Origin of the sequence: Parasphaerochaeta coccoides DSM 17374 (assembly GCF_000208385.1) — a bacterium.
In the GTDB taxonomy this organism is placed as follows: Bacteria; Spirochaetota; Spirochaetia; order Sphaerochaetales; family Sphaerochaetaceae; genus Parasphaerochaeta; species Parasphaerochaeta coccoides.
Genome location: NC_015436.1, coordinates 2,153,105 through 2,171,033 on the forward strand (window position 1 = coordinate 2,153,105; position 17,929 = coordinate 2,171,033).

Sequence of the window (17,929 nt, forward strand, 5' to 3'; positions counted from 1 at the left end):
TGAAAACTTTTCATTCGTATTCCATTTTTCTCTTTCAAAGAATATAAAAATGACGTATTGTTTTCCGCAGGAAGCTGTCATGAAGGAGCCACCGCCCCTGCGCAAGGATGTATGTATGAATAAGAAAAAACCAACCTATTCCGATATTTCCCGCATTACAGGGGTTTCCATGGCTACGATTTCCCGTATCATCAATAATTCCGGCTCAGTGAAACCGGAAACACGTCAGAAAGTCATGGGAGTGATGAAATCACTGGGAATCGATACCTCGGAACTCAGCATCATCCCGCGTGAGAGCAATCTGATCATCTTCAATGTCCCGTCTTTTGATAACCCTTTCTACAGTACAATCATCCACGGTGCCAAAGCATCTGCCAAGCGTAATTCTTTCACTTTGTTAATCAATGAAGAAAATATACAGGACAGGAATGTCGATGAATTTACAGCTCTCCTGAAAAAGTCAAAAGCGACAGGACTCATCACGACCAATCAGCTAGCCCCCCATATCCTGGAAAAGCTGGACAGGACAGTTCCTGTCGTACAATGCTGTGAATGCATCAGGGATCTGGACATTCCGTTTGTCACGATCAATGATGTCGCCACTGCGCACATGGCCATGGAACATATCATTGCCCTGGGGCGGAAGAAAATTGCTTTCATCAATGGCCCCATCCGCTACAAATATGCTCAGGACAGGCTGAAAGGGTACATTCAAGCCCTTGAATACGCAGGAATACAAAAAGACCAGGACATGATCATCCAGCTTTCGGAAATCAATTTTGACATGGCCGTCTCCGCTGCCATCCAGATATTGAACTCCCCCAAACGTCCGGACGCTTTCTTTACGTCCTCTGATGTCTATGCCGCGGCAGTCATCAAAGCGGCCAAACGTCTGGGCATCCAGGTTCCCAGGGATGTTGTTGTCGTCGGATTCGACAATGTTGAAATATCCTCGATGTGCAATCCCTCCATCACTACCGTCAATCAACCTCGATACCAGCTCGGTTTCCTTAGTTGTGAAATCTTGGTAAAGAGAATCAACAACGACCCGACCATAGTAGGAAGCATGTACCTTGAGACGGAACTGATCATCAGGGAGTCATCAAGCATCAGCCTGAACTATCAGGAATCATAGGTTCTCCCTGTTTCTCAGGATACGGGATCACCGGAACCCCGGCTTCATCAATCAATCTTCAAGTTCACGAATCATTGTCAACAATGCCCGTCCATCAACAAGGTCAATCTTGCGTACCTTGGATTTCTCAGTGGCGATGCGTCCAAAGAGCGATGTAGCAACGAAGACAGCCATCTGTACGTTGGTCTTTTTCCGGTCATCGGCAAGGCGACGTATCAGGTTTTGCCCAGCGCGGTATTTTTCCGCATAGGGTTTGGCACGCAGGATTACGGATGGTCCGTTGTCTGGGCTGTCAAGCAGGGCGTAATTTTCCTTTTTGTTCAGGGAGTTTGTGGTATAACCGTTCTTTGCGTAGAGACTCACGACAAATTCCAGGAAAGCTCCTTCTTTTCCGGAATATCTCTCATGAAGCCGTTTGAGGGCGATTCGATCTTCTTCTGTCAGAGCTTCAATTTCCTCATCGTCGTCTGCCTGCGTTCCAGCATCTTCCACGACAGCATTTTCATGTTCCTGCTGTTCGGCAATCTGCGCCATGCGCTGGGCTTCCGCTTTCAAGCGAGCTTCACGATCCGCCTTGGCCTGTGCGACACGAGCAGCTTCCGCGGCAGCGATACGAGCGGCTTCCTTTTCAGCGGCTTCCTTTTCAGCGGCTTCCTTTTCAGCGGCTTCCTTTTCAGCGGCTTCCTTTTCAGCGGCTTCCTTTTCAGCGGCTTCCTTTTCAGCGGCTTCCTTTTCAGCGGCTTCCTTTTCAGCGGCTTCCTTTTCAGCGGCTTTCTTTTCAGCGGCTTTCTTTTCAGCGGCTTTCTTTTCAGCGGCTTCCTTCTCAGCGGCTTCCTTTTCAGCGGCGGCCTTTGCCTGTGCCTCACGAGCCGCTTGGTCAGCTTTTGCTTTCCTTTCGGCATCTTCCCGTGCTTTATTTTCAGCCGCTTCCTGCTCTTGGCGAGCCTTTTCCCGTGCAGCTACCTTTGCCGCCCGAATCTCAGCTCGGCTTGGCGCCACGGCATCAGGATCACGGAGTATATAAGCAAAAAAAGATGCGACAATAGCGAAAATCGAAACCAGAATCAACGCTGGCTGACCAATCAGGATAACCACAACGCCGAATGCCACGGAAAGTATCCATAAGGCTACATATCCAAGAGGGAGACTGCTCTTTCCAGAGTTCTTGTCGTTTGCCATGAAATCCTCCATAAAGTCTTGTTATTCATACATAAGACACAATGATACGGAAAACAGCTCACAAAACAATAACACAAGAACATACACATGAAATCATGAACCATCTTCACCTGCGCATGATGCGCATAGTGTACCTATAGACAGGATAAGAAGTAAACAAAAGAAATAGGGAAAACATCCATTTTTGGCACCAATTATCAGTCAAATGACCGGAACGCTCCCTTTCGCTTCTGGAAAGCGGGACATCATTCAGCAAAGACATCCCACACAGCATCATGAGGGGGACGCGCAATCACCGTCACGACATCTTCCTTTTTCACCGGATGGGGAAAGCTGATGGAACGGGCATGGAGATGTATGCCGCCGTCAGGGTTGGAACGCGCCGCGCCATATTTTAAATCACCTTTTATATGAAGCCCAATGGCGGCCAACTGCGCCCTGATTTGATGGTGTCTGCCGGTATGAAGCACTATTTCAAGAAGATGATAGTTCCGTGACGCTCCGATTATCCTGTAGTCAAGCTTGGCAAACTTGCTACCGACCGTCTCCACCGGACGGGCAACTGACTTATTGGTGCGGGTATCCCTGAAAATATAATGAACCAACGTACCTTCCGTATTCTGAGGCAGCGCGTCCACCACCGCCCAGTAGACCTTGCTCACATCGCTGCCCCGGAACATTTCATTCATGCGGCCAAGAGCCTTCTCTGTCCGGCAGTACAAGACAACCCCGCTGGTCGGACGATCAAGCCTATGGGGAATGCCCAGATAGACATTTCCCGGCTTCCCGTATTTTACTTTCAGGTAATCACGCACGGCATCCGCCAAAGTGACATCCCCTGTCTTGTCCCCTTGCACCAACTCTCCCGGCAATTTATTGACGGCTATCAAATGATTGTCTTCATACAAGACCCGTGATGCCACGGAAACTGACGCTCCAGCCATCATTCACCATCCTCATCCACATCAGAGGAAGCGACTTCCGGTTCATCCTCAAACAATTCCGGCACATTTTCTGGCGGAGGCGCGGCCTCCATCCTCTGTATCCTGAGAGACTCAATGTCTTTTGTGGAAAGACGGACGCCCTGCGACCGTGCGCCCTTAATCAGGAAGTCTGAGAAATGGAAGGTTTCTTCCAATATTTTGATGCCACGGGACGGCTTATACTTGGCCGTCAGATCAGCGTAGAGGAACGTGGAAAGCTTCAGGAGTTTGTACGATCCCTCAGGCAGGAGAGCATACTTCTTGTCCAGGATAAATTGCGTGATGCGGCATCTCTTGATGAACAGAGCCTTGGAGTCCTTGTCCTGATAGATGGTCGTGAACACGATGTTCGCCAACTCATCCTTGTCAGCATACCCGCAGTACTGGAGTCCCTTGCCCACAAAAATCTTGTCCGGGGCATCCTGGACAAAGTACGTTCCATCCTTCAAGATGAGCAGCAACCGATCATAAAGAGAGACCATGGCCATGGCATTGCCTGTCTTGATGTCATAGCCGAGATAGCCAGTCTTGGGATCATAACGGAGCGTCAGGTCACGCTGCGCGACGGACTTGGCATCGACAAGCTCGAACTGCTTGATGCTTGAACGCCGGGCATGTTCCTTCACTCCGAGCAGAGTCTTCAGTTCATCAAGATACCCCAGGGCGTAGTCAGTCAGATGGGACAACTTCCATTCAATGTCCTTCAGTTTTTCATGGATGTTCTCAATCTCCGCACGGTTCTTCTCAATGTCGAACAAGCTGATGCGACGAATGGGAATCTTGAGCAGACGCTCGACATCATCATGAACCAGGGGGCGTATCAGTTCGGAACCATAAGGCTCGAAGCCGCTTACTACCGCGGCTTCTACCGCGTCGGCACTTCGCTTCTGCTCAATGCGTTTATAAATTCTTTCCTCGACGAATATCCTCTCAAGAGTGCGGGCGTGCAGGGTATCGAACAGATGTCCCTTCTCCAATTCAAGCTCAGCCTTGAGGACATCAAGAAGCTGACGGACATGGAAGCGGACAATGGCGGACACCGGCATGATTTCCGGCATGTTGTCCTTGATAACCAAGGCATTGACTGAAATCTTCTGCTCACAAGAGGTGTGGGCGTACAGGGCGTCCTCGATATCCTTGGAATACGTACCACGGGCAAGACAGACCTCGATGTTTGCTTTATCACTGGTGTAGTCATTGATTGCGGCGACCTTGAGGCGGCCTTTGCGGGCGGCGGCCTCAATTGATTCAATCATAGCCTCGCTGGTGACACCATAGGGCAACTCCGTAATCACGATGCGCTTGGGATCAGAGGTATCCAGCTTTGCCCTGACAGATATGGATCCCGTCCCATCGCCATATTCCTGTACATCAAGGATGCCGCCGGTAGGCAGGTCAGGGAAAAGCATGAAGCTTTCACCTTTCAGGACGGACTTCATGGCGTCCAGTACCTCAATGGCGTTATGGGGGAGCATCTTGGTGGACATGCCCACCGCAATACCTTCCGCTCCCTGGATCAGAACCACGGGAATCTTGGCAGGGAACGCAACCGGTTCCCTGTTGCGCCCGTCGTATGAATCCACATATTCGGTCAGCTCAGGATTGTACAAGACCCGCTTGGCAAACGGGAATATCCGGCATTCTATGTACCTCCCCGCCGCGGCGCGGTCGCCTGTGAGCGCATTGCCGAAGTTCCCCTGCCGTTCTATGAACAGGTCGAAGTTCGCCATGTTGACCAAAGCCTCATAGATCGAGGCATCCCCGTGGGGATGATAGCGCATTGAGTGTCCGACGACATTGGCGACCTTGTGGAATTTGCCATCGTCCATCTCGAACAAAGTATGAATGATACGCCTCTGGACAGGCTTGAGCCCATCGACGACATCAGGAATCGCGCGTTCCTTGATGACATATGAAGCGTATTCGAGATAGTTATGCCTGTATATTGTTTCCGCGTGTGCCATCAGATTAAATTCTCCACAATGAAATCACGCCTCTCCGGCGTATTGCCGCCCATATAGAACGCCACAGCCTTGTGCGCCTCGTTCATGCTGGATATGGACACGGGGACAAGTTTCATGTCCTCCCCAATGAACTGCCCAAATTCACTGGGATCAATCTCTCCCAAACCCTTGAAACGGGTCACTTCGGCTCCTCTGAGCTGCGCCATGGCTTCATCACGGCTGACCTCGGTGTAACAGTAGATGGTCTTCTGCTTGTTCCGCACCCTGAACAATGGTGTCTCCAGAATGAAAAGTCTGCCGCTAAGTACCAAGTCTTCAAAGTACGTAAGGAAATATGTCATCAGGAGAATACGAATATGAAAGCCGTCATTGTCCGCGTCAGTAGCTATGATAACCTTGCCGTAACGGAGACCGGAAATATCATTCTCTATGCCGAGAGCCACCATCATATTGTACAGCTCTGCATTCTTGTATATTTCCGTCTTCTTCTTCCCGCAGACATTGGGTACTTTGCCCCGGAGACTGAAAACGGCCTGGGTGCGGACATCCCGCACCTTGGTGATCGTACCGGAGGCAGAGTCTCCTTCCGTCAGGAAAATCATTGACTGTTCGCCTTGTTCCGGATGAGAACCCTGGTTGAGATGATACTTGCAATCCTTGAGCTTGGGGATGTTCAACGACACCTTGCGGGCGGCATCACGCGCCGTTTTCTTGACCTCATTCAGCTCCTTGCGCAGCTTCTCATTCTGGATGATTTTTGTGTTAATCCGGGAAGCGTCATCAGGGTTGCGGAGAAGGAAGCTCTCGACTGCCTCTTTGACCTCCTGGACAATCCACGTGCGAATCTCAGTATTGCCCAGCTTGTTTTTCGTCTGACTTTCAAACAAAGGATTCTGCAACTTGACCGCTATGGCGCCAATCAGCCCTTCCCTCACATCCTGGGCGGACCAATTTTTCTTGAAATGATCGTTGATTCCTTTGAGCAGTCCTTCCTTGAAAGCGGCCACGTGAGTACCGCCGTCATTGGTATGCTGTCCGTTCACATAGGAAAAATAGGTCTCCCCGTAGGAACCGGGAGTATGGGTGAAGGCGAACTCCATTTGTTTTCCCCGGTAGTGGATGACCTTGTACATCTCATCATCTCCCACTTCCTTCTCCAGCAGGTCTAGAAGGCCATGGGCGGAACGGTAGCTCTTGCCATTAAATTCCATCGTCAGGCCGGTGTTCAGATAGGCGTAGTTCCACATCCTTTCTACTATGTAGTCAGGATTGAAGGTATAGTCGCTGAAAATATCATGGTCGGGAATGAATTCTATATATGTCCCGTCCGCTTCGTCAGCCTTCCCTTTCTTTTCGCTTTTCAGGATTCCTCTCTCAAAGACAGCCTCAGCAAAGATTCCCGCGCGGAAGGCCCTGACCACGAAATGGGAAGACAAGGCGTTCACTGCCTTGGTTCCCACGCCGTTGAGCCCTACGGAAAACTGGAAAACTTCATCATTGTATTTTGCCCCGGTATTGATGACGGAGACGCATTCCACCAGCTTGCCCAGGGGGATGCCACGTCCATGATCACGCACCATCACGGTCTTGTCCCGGAGGCTCACCGAAACGCGGGTTCCATTGCCCATGATAAATTCATCAATGCTGTTATCCACTATCTCCTTCAAAAGGACATAGATGCCGTCATCGACATGGCGACCGTCTCCCAGCCTGCCTATATACATCCCTGGGCGCAAGCGGATATGCTCCAACGCGCTTAAAGTCTGTATTTTTGATTCATCATATGTCGTATCACGTCGTATCTTGGGGTCTGTTGCCATAGATGTGGAATTATAACGTTAAAAATCATTAAGTGCAAATCAAGAAGCCCTTCGGGACGCCTTCGGGATGCCTCAGATTTACACTCTGTTTTTCGGCGTCTCCACAGGATTACCGGCAGCATCGAGAAGGAGGACGTTCAGAACAGAACGCGGCGCATCAACACCCAGTTCTTCCATCTTCTGGTAAATATCCACCTGGAAGCGGAAGAAAATCCGCCAATAATTTGCTGGCAGAACCCACGGGCGGGCGATAATCTTCACCGTGGACGCATCCAGGGCAAGAACCTCCACAACAGGAGCAGGTTCTTTCAGAACTTCCTCATATCCCCCCAAGATGGAGGCGACGACAGACTTCATCATAATCAGGTCAGTACCATAAGGAACCGCCACCGTCATATCCACCCGCCGCCTGTCAGTGAACGAATAGTTCACAATCGGAGCGCTCCACACCAGTTTGTTTGCTATGGTGATATGCTTGTTGTCCGCAGCGGCGAGTGTTATGCACATCATGTCCATGCTGAGTACCGTACCGCTGAAAGAACCAGTGTCTATCCAGTCACCGATGCGTATCGGCTCATTAATCACAATCATGACCCCGGCAAGGAGATTGCCCAGCGATTCCTGGAAAGCCAAGCCGGCAATGACCCCGGTGATACCCAAGCCGGTGATGACAGGAACCATGTTAATGCCTAACTGTTGCAGGCACATGATACCCGCAATGGCCCATCCGATGGTATTGATCACCTTGATGATGAAACTTGCCATCAACGGCGTAATCTTCCGTGAACGGGAAAAAGTCCTGCGGAAGAAACCGGTGACAAGCATCAGCAGGAACTTACCGATGATTATGGTGACGATAATCCCAAGTACAACGCCGAGGGTACTGACAATGCCTTCCCCGAACCATGATATGAGCGTGTCCTTGAGAGGGGCGAAAAACCGGGTGACGACAGGTTCCTGTCCAATCGAAACATCCATGGATATGGCTGCCAATGGTATCATGGCTGATTCCTCCTTGTGAAAAGGGGAAGGACGCAGGGGAAAACCCCGGCGTCCTTCCTATATATGAAGTCCTCGCCTCAGCGGGACAGAAGACCATGCACTATGCGCGCAAACTTCACGGGATCCTTGGGTAATATGCCCGTGGCCAACAACGCTTGGTCGAGAAGGACACTGGACATATCGCTGATGTAGGAATCATCATTGCTCGCATCAATCTTCCTGAGCATTGCGTCATCAATATTGATTTCCAGAACAGGCAGGACATCAAGTCCATCCCCCTGTCCCATTGCCTTGAGCATCTGCTGCATCCGAACTGTCGGGGCATTGTCTTCAGTGACCACCACGGCGGGAGAATCTGTGAGGCGGGAGGAGACAACGACATCCTTGACGCGGCCATCCAAAGCCTTCTTGATTTTCTCTACCAAAGGTGTCGCTTCCTTTGCCTTTTCCTTCTGCACTTCATCCTGCAAGTCATCCACCGCGCCAGTCCGGTTGATGGCTTTGAAGGGCAAATCCTTGTACGTCCCCACGGAGCTGATTACCAAATCATCCACGTCGTCGGTCATCAACAGGACTTCATAGCCCTTCTTCTTGTACGCGGCAAGGAGGGGGCTGGCATGCAGGGAGGTTTCATCTCCTCCAGCAAGGTAGTAGATAGACTTCTGGCTTTCCGGCATATGTTCCTTGTAGGAAGCAAGACTGACAAAACCATCCCGTTCAGAGCTTTGGAAACGAACCAGCTCCAGCAACGTCTCCCTGTTGGCATAATCGCTGTAAAGACCTTCCTTCAAGGGTCGGTTGTACTCGGTGATGAACTTCACATAGAGGTCGGGATTCTTCTCGGCGATGGATGAAAATTCGGAGAGCAGTTTCTTCACGGAAGCATTGCGGATGGAGTTCATCACCCGGTTTTGCTGGAGGATTTCGCGGCTTACGTTGAGGGGCAGGTCTTCGCTGTCTATGATGCCCCGGACGAAACGCAGGTAGGTCGGAAGCAGTTCCTTGTCATCATCAGTGATGTAGACACGTTTGACATACAGCTTCACTCCCGGCTTATAGTCAGCGTAGTTCATATCAAAAGGAGCTTTCCCTGGAATGAAAAAAAGCGTGGTGTACTGGATGGTTCCTTCCGCCTGGGTATGGATGTAGAACAACGGATCGGAGGAATCATAGGTCATGCTCTTGTAGAAAGAATTGTAGTCATCCTCTTTCAGTTCGCTCTTGGCTCGACGCCACAATGCCGCCGCAGCGTTAATCTGCTCGACCTTGCGCTCCACGGTCTTGAGGGGATTCCCCTCGGCGTCCTTTTTCTCGTTGTCGTAGTTGGTCTTATCATAGGCCAGATAGATGGGATAGGCGATGTGATCACTGTATTTCTTGACCAGTTGTTCAAGTTGCCACCGGTTGGCAAACTCATTCCCGTCTTCATTGAGGTACAAGGTTATCGTGCTGCCCTGGCTCTCGCGTTCCGCTTCCTCAACCGTATATGTCCCCTTCCCTGTGCTGATCCATTTCCAGGCTTGATCCTCACCTGCCTTGCGGCTGATGACTTCCACCTTGTCGGCAACCATGAAAGAGGAATAGAAACCTACGCCGAACTGTCCGATCAAATTGGAATCTTTCTTCTGATCATCGGTCAGATTGGCAAGGAACTTCCTTGTCCCGCTGCTGGCTATGGTTCCCAGGTTATCGTTCAAATCGTCATGGCTCATGCCGATGCCGTTGTCGCTGATGGTCAGGGTGCGCTTGTCGCCTTCGGTGAAGGAAAGGTCAATGCGCGGGGTATAGCTGATTTCCCTCAGCTTGTCATCGACCAGACTCTGGTACTTCAGCTTGTCCAAGGCGTCGGACGAGTTGGAAATCAGTTCTCTCAGGAAAATTTCTTTGTTTGAATAAAGAGAATGGATGATCAAGTTCAACAATTGGGATACTTCCGTCTTGAACTTCTTTTGTTCCATAGGTAAAAACCTCCACATATCCATGCATGATGATTCGGGTTCCCCATGAAGAAAACCCGCTCCTAGAACATAGTGAAATATTCGCTGCTCGGCAATGTCCCTTTCTCTGTCGGCTTAACAAAAAAAAGATGATGTATTATGCTTTCACCATGCGGTTTTCTCTACCTTCCAATGCACGGGCCATAAACCGCCTGCGCATCCTGAATATCATTGCCACGAAAGACGGACTGTCGCGAGCCCAGATTGCACGTATCCTTGGGCTGAACAAAGTTTCCACCGGAGAGATAGTTGAAGGGCTTATCGGAGATGGCCTTGTGGTGGAGACAGGCAAGGTGACGACTGCCAACGGCCGCCGTCCGGTCGCCCTCTCATTGGTGAAGGACGCGCGTTCCTTGCTTGCCATAGACATTGCGCCAAAAGCGACCAGCTTTGCCTTGGCCGACCTTTCAGGTACGCTTCTCCGCTTTGAACGCTCTCCCAATACCCTCCTGGCAGGAGAGTCCCCGGAAGATGCTCTCTCCCGCCTGATCAAGGGATGCCGCCGTCTGTTGGATTTCATCAAGAACAGACAGCATCCCGTCGGTCTGGCTGTCTCTCTGGCCGGTAGTGTCGATGATGAAGGCTGTACTGTCTCCATTCCGTCGCTTGGATGGACGGATGTTCCCCTGGCCGCCCTGTTGAAGCAACATTTGGACATTGATGTGGTGCTGGTTCCCCGTGTCACGGCTATGGTAGCCGGAGAAAAGTGGTTCTCATCTGTTTTCTCCGCGCCTTCCGTCTACTATGTGAACTGGGATGACGGCATTGATTCCGCATGGGTGCTGGATGGAGTGACGGCAAGCCGCGGCATGTCTGTCTCATCTCTTTTCACGAGTACAGGCACTTTGGCCGAGACCGCCTCCGGCATGGCTCTCTCCCAAAGGGCACTCTCCATTTTGGGTGGTGATGACCTGTCGCTCCGGGTTCTCCTCCAGAAGTTGCCCGACATCCCCGCGCTCGATGGGTTAATGGAACACGCCTGTGTCGCCATGGGAGAAGCCTTGGCAACCATCTCTTGCGTAAGTGGATGCGATACACTGGTATTGGGGGGTGCGTTGAGCGGCTTGCCTGACTCGTACTTCGACATCATACAGGAAAAATACGCCGCATCATCTCCGCAAGAACGCACGTGCGTGGAGATAGTCCGTTCCCCTCTTGCTGACAAAGCCGCGCTGATGGGAGCCGTGGCTTCCGTCCTTGATCTGTTCATGTTCCGCCGTTCACTGCTTGACCAGTTGGACAGGCAGGAAAAATAATATATCGGCAATCAGGTCGCGCCATGAGAATGAGCATTACATGGGTCCGTCACCATCGGGATTGATGCCGACGTACTTGATGCCGGAATTTTATTATCCGGCAGAATAGCAAATCCCTCTGTATCAAAAATCGTCCGCTAAGTTTTTCAGCTCTTTTCCGTTCTTTTCAAGACATCCAAATCTTTCAGGTAATCAGTACGCCAAGAAGAAAACAAAGCCCTGTTTTCCTGACTGCCATAGTCAGCATACGTCCAGGGAAATGCCTGGAAACCCCCTTTGAAATAGATGAGCGTCACCTCGCCATATATGCCATCCGAAAGAGCTATGCGGTGGCTCCGGTTCTTGGTCGTCGCCAGGATGAGACTGCCTCCGGAGAGAAGCCCAGGATCCAGATTAACCATCCTGCCGCCATTTTCATTAAGGAATCGCTTCTCCAGGCCATTGGTCAGATGCTTTATCCGTGCCAAGGAAGAAGGATCTACCAAGGTCTCAAACACGCAGAAGGAACGCTTTGGCCGAGTTCCCATCTCATGGTCATAATAATCTGTCTGGGAAAAAGGAACAGGAGTTGAACATGCCCGCAGGGAGCCGTATTCCCCGGAGAGAACGCTCATGGCCGCATCAGCAGCCGCGTCATCACAGGACAGCACGCCCATGAACAAGCGGACGGGAACAAAAAGCTGGACTTCCGCCATGATTCCTCCTCATGCCCTTTTCGCATCCTATCTTTTTCATCCGCCCGGTTCTTCCTGCGGGACGATAATGTCCGCCGGACAAGGATGACCACCGGACGATGTTGACCTCCAGAAGGGGTTGGAAAACCTTAATGGACAGCCGTGAAAAGCCCCAGAACCCTCAACGACATGGAAGCTTCCCTGACCTGTTCAAGGGTCACAGAAAAAGCTCCGGGCTCTCCCAGCTCGGTTTCCACAAAGAAAGAATATTCCCATGGCTTGCCGGGGATGGGACGTGATTCCAGCTTCTTCATGCTCAGTCCATTGCGCGACAAGATTTCCAGAACATGGAACAAGGCTCCGGGTCGGTCATTCACCGAGAACACCATGGCGGCACGGTTCACTTGACTCTGACTACGGTAGACATCAGCGTTCTCCTCGCGGGAAACAATATAGAACCTCGTGTAGTTGCGGGGGTTTGTCTCAATGGACTCGGCAAGGACGGACAACCCGTAGACACTGGCCGCCGGAGCCCCTGCAATCGCGGCAAGGGTCGGATCTCCCTGTTCACCCACAAATTTGACTGCCCCCGCGGTATCAAAAAACGACACGGCTTGCGCGTGGGGAAGATGTGAACGCAGATATTCAACGCATTGGGCAAGTCCCTGGGGATGGGAATAGACCTTACGGATATCCTCAAGACGGGTTCCCGGCAGGCCGATGAGATGATGAATGATCCTCACTTGTTGTTCCCCTACCACGGTAAGCGACGGATAGCTGTTCAGCAAATCAAGAGTCTCGTTTATCGTCCCTCCAAGAGTGTTTTCCACCGGTAGGACACCATAAGCAGCTTGGCCGCTGGCTACGGCTTCAAAGACATCACGGAACGTCGTACTCGGCAGGACGGAGACATCTTCATTGAAGCTACGGTATACGGCCAGCTCACTGAACGCCCCTGGAACACCTTGATATGCCACGACTGAGGTTCCCTGGGGAGACCGCTTGTCCACAGGAGACTCCATGGCGCTGGGAAGGATGCGGGGAATCCGTTCAAGGCTTTTTCCCACCACGGGGGCAAGAGCCTGTACATCACGCGCCAACTTTTCAAATTGGGCAGGATACAGGGACTGGGGGCCATCACTCAAGGCTTTCTCCGGATGGTCATGGACTTCGACCGTCAGACCGGATGCTCCGGCTGCCACAATGGCAAGGGAAACTGGAGATACCATGTCACGTATGCCAGTGGCATGGCTGGGATCACCGATGATTGGCAGATGGGTCAACTTCTGTATGACCGGGATGGCACTCACATCCAGGGTGTTCCGGGTCGCTCTTTCATAGGTGCGGATTCCCCTTTCACAGAGAACCACCCCGTCAGTGCCACTGCTCATCAAGTATTCGGCAGCCATCAACCATTCCTCAATCGTGGCGGACAGTCCTCTTTTCAGAAGCACCGGCATGCCAGTCTTCCCTACGACCTTGAGAAGCTCGAAGTTCTGCATGTTGCGAGCCCCAATCTGGAACATGTGTACATAGTCCTTCATCATGTCCACGTCGGTGGTGCTGACGATTTCGCTGACCACCGGCATGCCATAGGCGTCTCCGGCTTCCCGCAGGTATTTCAATCCTTCCTCACCCAAACCTTGGAACGCATACGGGGAGGAACGGGGCTTGAACGCGCCGCCGCGCAGGATGACGGCTCCCGCTTCCCTCACCGCGCCACCGATCGACAGCATCTGCTCACGGGACTCCACGGCACAGGGGCCAGCAATCATCACGATGCGATTTCCGCCAATCTTGACCGCCCCTACCTGGACAATGGTGTCATCCGGCTTGAGTTCGCGGGACGCCAGCTTGTACGGCTTGCTAATTGGAACGACACTTGCCACGCCTTCCAAAAGTTCAACTGAACGCAAATCCATCCGGGCAGTGCCCACGGCACCAATGATGGTTTCTTCCTTCCCGACTATTTCCTTGACCCTAAAGCCCTGTTTCTTCAGAAAGTTCCTGATAAAGTCCTTCTGGGCATCTGTCGCTGTTTTCTTGAGTACTATGATCATAGTAAGATAACCTTGTACTTTTCCAAAGGAAAAATCAAGAATCCGGGAGAAAAAGCATCTTGGTGAGCATTGAATATTTCACCATTCCTCCTCACAATCTTTTCATAAAGGACAGATGAGGCATGGAAACTATGAAAGAAAACAAGAAACAAATCATGGATGAAAAATACTGGGAGGATATCTTCCACGGATTTTCCTGTGCTATCACCGGCTCCGGAGAGACTCTGCATGGTTGCGGAACCCAGTCCCTCCTGCCTTCGGTATCTCAGATAGCGGAGGAAGATTCCTCCCCCTTCCGTGTCCTCATTGCCACGCTCATATCCTTGAGGACAAAGGACGCCGTCACCTATGCGGCGAGCCGCAGGCTTTTCAGTGTGGCGAATACTCCCCGTGCCATGCTTGCCCTAAGCCAGGAGCAGATTGAAACTGCCATAGCCCCGGCTGGATTCTTCCGAACGAAGGCACGGAACATCCTGGAGATATCAAAAAAACTGGTAGAAGAACATGGAGGGCTTGTTCCTCCTGATAAAGAAGCCCTTGTCTCCCTGCCAGGAGTCGGAACCAAGACAGCAAACCTGACGCTGAACCTTGGATTCGGCATTGATGCCATCTGCGTAGACTGCCATGTCCATACCATTGCCAACAGAACCGGCTGGGTCAGCACAAAGAACCCTGAACAGACAGAAAAGGAATTGGAGAAGATACTTCCCCGCAGGTTCTGGATTCCCCTTAATGAACTTCTGGTCTCCTATGGCCAGAAGATATGTACATCGGTAAGTCCACGTTGCAGCATCTGCCCCATTGCTTCTACATGCCCCTGTATTGGAGTAAAGAAAAGCCGGTAACTGGCAAATCCAGCACCGGCGTCATGTTTATCTCTTGCCCAGGCCATGGAGACGAATCCTTACATCTGCCCGTCTTTTTCTCACAACCCATTCTTCTCAGGGAGAAGGAGCATTCTGCAACACGGGATAACCGTCAGCGGTATTAACATCCCAGATTGCAAGATCCCATAGTTCGTTCTGCGTCCAGTTGGCGGATGTAGTCCAGAAACCCGAATTTTGGAATGTCGTGTTTGGCATCACAATCACTATCGGGAAAGTAATCACAACCTCCTCATAACCGGATGGGTTCGTCGCCACCAAGGTTGGCGGCCCTACTACGGAGAAGTCGGAGACATACCGTTTGTATGTGAGGTCGGAAGTGGCAGCGCTGATATCTCCCGAAAAAGTCCCCAGGGACGGATTAGAGGACGTTTGCGTCCCCTCTACCTTGCCTGTGATTACTGCCACGACGCTCTTCATTTCATTGAAGTTATTGCTCATGGAACCGCCGAACCCACCGACTTGGGAGTTCCCCGTCACGGTTTCCACGACCACGTACACATTCCTGATGACTACCGATGTCTCATGTATTTTCCCAGCATAGCCACCGGCAAGGTTTTTGTTGCCGCTGCTGACAGTTCCCACACGGGCGTAAGAGTCATATACGCCTCCGCTGGCATGTCCCCCGACAAAACCGCCCGTCATAGGCCCTCCGGCAATCGTCCCGCTCACATGGACGGAACTCTCCTTGATGTCCGCGTAACCCAAGTACCCGACGAACCCACCGATGATCCCAGTGTTCCCGCTCCCCGTGTATGTGATGCTGCCGATAATCGCCGCGCTCTTGGCTATCAGCCTCCCTGTCGGAGGCCCCGAAGCGGTCATGCCTCCTACAAAACCGCCGGTGTAGTCTTTCCCATGAATGTTCCCGACTTCCACAAGGCTGTCAGTGATTACAATATTGCTTCCGTTCATGTATGCGACGAAACCGCCGACCATTCCTGTTCCCTTGATATCCCCACTGACATGGACGCTGCTTCCTTTAACCTGTGCGTTGTCCTTGATTTCTCCTACGAAACCGCCGACATACTTCCCTCCTTCCACAAAAGAAGCCGCGCTCCTGCCTTTGGCACTGCTGTCCTGTATGATGGCCTGAATTCCTATGCTCCTCCCTACAAAACCTCCCGCAAAATTGGAGTTCGCATCAGCAGCCGTACAAATCACCCGGTCAAAGACCACCGATGAGTTCTCAATGGAGGATGCCGTATTCTGACCGGCAAAACCTCCGACATATCCGCCGCTTCTCACGCTTCCAACCACGACATAACTGTTCTCTATCGTCCCGTGTGATGTATGACCAACAAATCCTCCGGCATAACTCCCGGCCGCGCCCGTGTTGGCGCTCACCTCCCCGATAATGACATGACTGTTTATTATCGCAGAGGTTTCGCTGTACCCTACCAAGCCTCCGACATGCCCTGCGCCACGGACGCTCTCGGCAATGACCTTACAGCCCTCTACCTGTCCTTGTGTGCTGGCACCGACTAAACCGCCCACATGGGCTCCCGTCCCTCCGACCGTCGCATAGCTCGTAGAATTCAAAATGGTGCCTTGGTTGCTTACTCCGACCAGTCCGCCTACATAAGCAGCTCCCTCCACATACCCGCTCACGAAACAGTTCTCTATTATCCCTACATTCTTACCCGCCAAGCCGCCAATTCCATAACTGCTACTTGTATTAGTTCCTCTGACCATCACGTTCGTCAGGCCAAGGTTATTCACGTTACCGTTCATCGACTCAAAGAAACCTACATTTTCCGCCGAAGACGTGATCCGCAGCCCGTTGACCACATGCCCTTTCCCATCGAACTTCCCCATGAAATTTATAGTCGGCCATGTCAGGGAATTTGCAGCCAAGTACTCGCCCAGCTCTATGTCACGGGCCAGCTCGTAGTAACTGCCGGCCGTACTGCCGTGAGTCTCCAGCACTCCCTTCAACCCACGGGCGGTATATATCTTATAGGGGTCTGTCTGCGTACCTGTGCCGGTGTAGTCCGGGATGTTCTCCTGTTTGAACGAGCCGTTCCCCCCGTCCGTCCACGCCGCCACGCCCACCGGATTCACATCAATACCCCACCCCGTGAGCTTCACGCTGTAGGTGCTGTGGTACCCCGCCTCGAAAACCTTAGCGTCCAGGATGTTCCACGTATATGTCTTTCCCGTGCTGGGGAGCGTGAAGATCATTTTCCTATGTGGATAGGTGACTCCGTCATGCGGTACAATAATCGCCACTCCTGCCGTCCCCTCCGCGTTCACCGGCACTTTTCCTCCTGCCGCATCCGTCTGCCTGTTGCTTATGCTCCCGTCTTCAAAATTAATCTCAGCCATGGTAGGCATGCTCTGGTAACGCACACTCAGCCCCGCAAGGTCGCTCGTTTCCAGCCCTTCCCCCGCACTAATCTCCAGCGTCAGCTTGGAAAGCTTGTGCTGGAAGGTGAGATCAACGTCTACGGGCACGTCCTTGCCCACCCCGTCCACTCGCGCGAAGATCAGGTCATCCTCATACGGATCCTCCTGGTTCCTCACGTCTACCTTGTAGATGTATGCGGACCCTCCGTTCAGGATTGGGGTATTTCGGTAGGGATAATAGGCAAACAAACCCACCTCGGTGCCGTCTGCCGGAAAGAAGGCGTCCCCCCAGAACTTCCCCGTCAGGGAATCATATGTGTAGGGGTAGTTCACCACGTCGTTCAGGATGTTGGCAGGGTTCACGTCGGTACCTGTGGAGACCATGTACAGTCCTATCTCATCTCCCTCCTCCCACGTCCATGAGCCGTCAGGATTCCCCACCACACGAGCGGAGAAGGCTATGCCCTCCTTCTGTGCGACCGGCGGATGCAGATCCTGGATGCAGGAGACCAGCACTAATACGAGTACAACAAGAACTAACAATACTATAGGAAGCGTCTTCCCAGGACGCAACAAAACTCTGGAACTCAGAGACTTTAATTCATGCATATATTTATGTTATATCC

The 17,929-nt window shown here is 51.9% G+C and carries 12 protein-coding genes; 3 read left to right on the forward strand and 9 right to left on the reverse strand.

Translation table 11 applies throughout. From position 1 onward, the window contains the following. Positions 1–115 precede the first annotated feature (115 nt). On the forward strand, positions 116–1,135 hold the full coding sequence (locus SPICO_RS09255) for a LacI family DNA-binding transcriptional regulator (RefSeq protein ID WP_041396041.1): 1,020 nt from the start codon (positions 116–118) through the stop codon (positions 1,133–1,135). 51 nt (positions 1,136–1,186) lie between these two features. On the opposite strand, the gene SPICO_RS09995 is transcribed toward SPICO_RS09255, so the two are convergent. The 6 genes from SPICO_RS09995 to htpG all read right to left on the reverse strand — a co-directional run bounded on the left by SPICO_RS09995 (position 1,187) and on the right by htpG (position 10,041). Next, positions 1,187–2,314, reverse strand: a complete 1,128-nt coding sequence (locus SPICO_RS09995) for a hypothetical protein (RefSeq protein ID WP_052295871.1) — start codon at positions 2,312–2,314, stop codon at positions 1,187–1,189. A gap of 245 nt (positions 2,315–2,559) precedes the next feature. After that, entirely contained in the window at positions 2,560–3,258 is a 699-nt protein-coding gene (locus tag SPICO_RS09265; protein ID WP_041396043.1) for an RluA family pseudouridine synthase, read from the reverse strand. Further along, entirely contained in the window at positions 3,258–5,261 is a 2,004-nt protein-coding gene (locus tag SPICO_RS09270) for a DNA topoisomerase IV subunit A (RefSeq protein ID WP_013740408.1), read from the reverse strand. Before SPICO_RS09270 ends, SPICO_RS09265 begins: the two co-directional genes overlap by 1 nt. Then, a complete protein-coding gene (locus SPICO_RS09275; protein WP_013740409.1) occupies positions 5,261–7,081 on the reverse strand; it encodes a DNA topoisomerase IV subunit B in 1,821 nt (606 codons plus the stop codon). The genes SPICO_RS09270 and SPICO_RS09275 overlap by 1 nt, the downstream gene beginning before the upstream one ends. A 78-nt stretch (positions 7,082–7,159) precedes the next feature. Further along, entirely contained in the window at positions 7,160–8,083 is a 924-nt protein-coding gene (locus SPICO_RS09280) for a mechanosensitive ion channel family protein (RefSeq protein WP_013740410.1), read from the reverse strand. 77 nt (positions 8,084–8,160) lie between these two features. Then, positions 8,161–10,041, reverse strand: a complete 1,881-nt coding sequence (htpG, locus tag SPICO_RS09285; protein ID WP_013740411.1) for a molecular chaperone HtpG — start codon at positions 10,039–10,041, stop codon at positions 8,161–8,163. 128 nt (positions 10,042–10,169) lie between these two features. Between htpG and SPICO_RS09290 the strand changes: the two genes are divergently transcribed. Further along, the gene (locus tag SPICO_RS09290; protein ID WP_041395244.1) at positions 10,170–11,336 is read left to right on the forward strand and encodes an ROK family transcriptional regulator; all 1,167 of its coding nucleotides are present in this window, start codon (positions 10,170–10,172) and stop codon (positions 11,334–11,336) included. A gap of 146 nt (positions 11,337–11,482) precedes the next feature. Here SPICO_RS09290 and SPICO_RS09295 read toward each other — a convergent pair whose 3' ends face one another. Beyond that, positions 11,483–12,031 carry a DUF4416 family protein gene (locus SPICO_RS09295; RefSeq protein WP_013740413.1) on the reverse strand — a complete coding sequence of 183 codons (549 nt, stop codon included), beginning with the start codon at positions 12,029–12,031 and terminating at the stop codon, positions 11,483–11,485. A 128-nt stretch (positions 12,032–12,159) separates the two neighbouring features. After that, positions 12,160–14,070, reverse strand: a complete 1,911-nt coding sequence (aroF, locus tag SPICO_RS09300; RefSeq protein WP_013740414.1) for a 3-deoxy-7-phosphoheptulonate synthase — start codon at positions 14,068–14,070, stop codon at positions 12,160–12,162. A 122-nt stretch (positions 14,071–14,192) separates the two neighbouring features. Here aroF and SPICO_RS09305 point away from each other — a divergent pair, with 122 nt between their 5' ends. Then, positions 14,193–14,915 carry an endonuclease III domain-containing protein gene (locus SPICO_RS09305; RefSeq protein ID WP_245523202.1) on the forward strand — a complete coding sequence of 241 codons (723 nt, stop codon included), beginning with the start codon at positions 14,193–14,195 and terminating at the stop codon, positions 14,913–14,915. 96 nt (positions 14,916–15,011) lie between these two features. On the opposite strand, the gene SPICO_RS09310 is transcribed toward SPICO_RS09305, so the two are convergent. Continuing rightward, positions 15,012–17,912 carry a fimbrillin family protein gene (locus tag SPICO_RS09310; protein WP_013740416.1) on the reverse strand — a complete coding sequence of 967 codons (2,901 nt, stop codon included), beginning with the start codon at positions 17,910–17,912 and terminating at the stop codon, positions 15,012–15,014. Positions 17,913–17,929: the final 17 nt, after the last annotated feature.

Excerpts from the sequence above, each read along its gene's own strand:
- SPICO_RS09255 (WP_041396041.1), top strand. The coding sequence starts at position 116 with ATGAATAAGAAAAAACCAACCTATTCCGATATTTCCCGCATTACAGGG.
- SPICO_RS09995 (WP_052295871.1), bottom strand. The coding sequence starts at position 2,314 with ATGGCAAACGACAAGAACTCTGGAAAGAGCAGTCTCCCTCTTGGATAT.
- SPICO_RS09265 (WP_041396043.1), bottom strand. The coding sequence starts at position 3,258 with ATGGCTGGAGCGTCAGTTTCCGTGGCATCACGGGTCTTGTATGAAGAC.
- SPICO_RS09270 (WP_013740408.1), bottom strand. The coding sequence starts at position 5,261 with ATGGCACACGCGGAAACAATATACAGGCATAACTATCTCGAATACGCT.
- SPICO_RS09275 (WP_013740409.1), bottom strand. The coding sequence starts at position 7,081 with ATGGCAACAGACCCCAAGATACGACGTGATACGACATATGATGAATCA.
- SPICO_RS09280 (WP_013740410.1), bottom strand. The coding sequence starts at position 8,083 with ATGATACCATTGGCAGCCATATCCATGGATGTTTCGATTGGACAGGAA.
- htpG (WP_013740411.1), bottom strand. The coding sequence starts at position 10,041 with ATGGAACAAAAGAAGTTCAAGACGGAAGTATCCCAATTGTTGAACTTG.
- SPICO_RS09290 (WP_041395244.1), top strand. The coding sequence starts at position 10,170 with ATGATGTATTATGCTTTCACCATGCGGTTTTCTCTACCTTCCAATGCA.
- SPICO_RS09295 (WP_013740413.1), bottom strand. The coding sequence starts at position 12,031 with ATGGCGGAAGTCCAGCTTTTTGTTCCCGTCCGCTTGTTCATGGGCGTG.
- aroF (WP_013740414.1), bottom strand. The coding sequence starts at position 14,070 with ATGATCATAGTACTCAAGAAAACAGCGACAGATGCCCAGAAGGACTTT.
- SPICO_RS09305 (WP_245523202.1), top strand. The coding sequence starts at position 14,193 with ATGGAAACTATGAAAGAAAACAAGAAACAAATCATGGATGAAAAATAC.
- SPICO_RS09310 (WP_013740416.1), bottom strand. The coding sequence starts at position 17,912 with ATGCATGAATTAAAGTCTCTGAGTTCCAGAGTTTTGTTGCGTCCTGGG.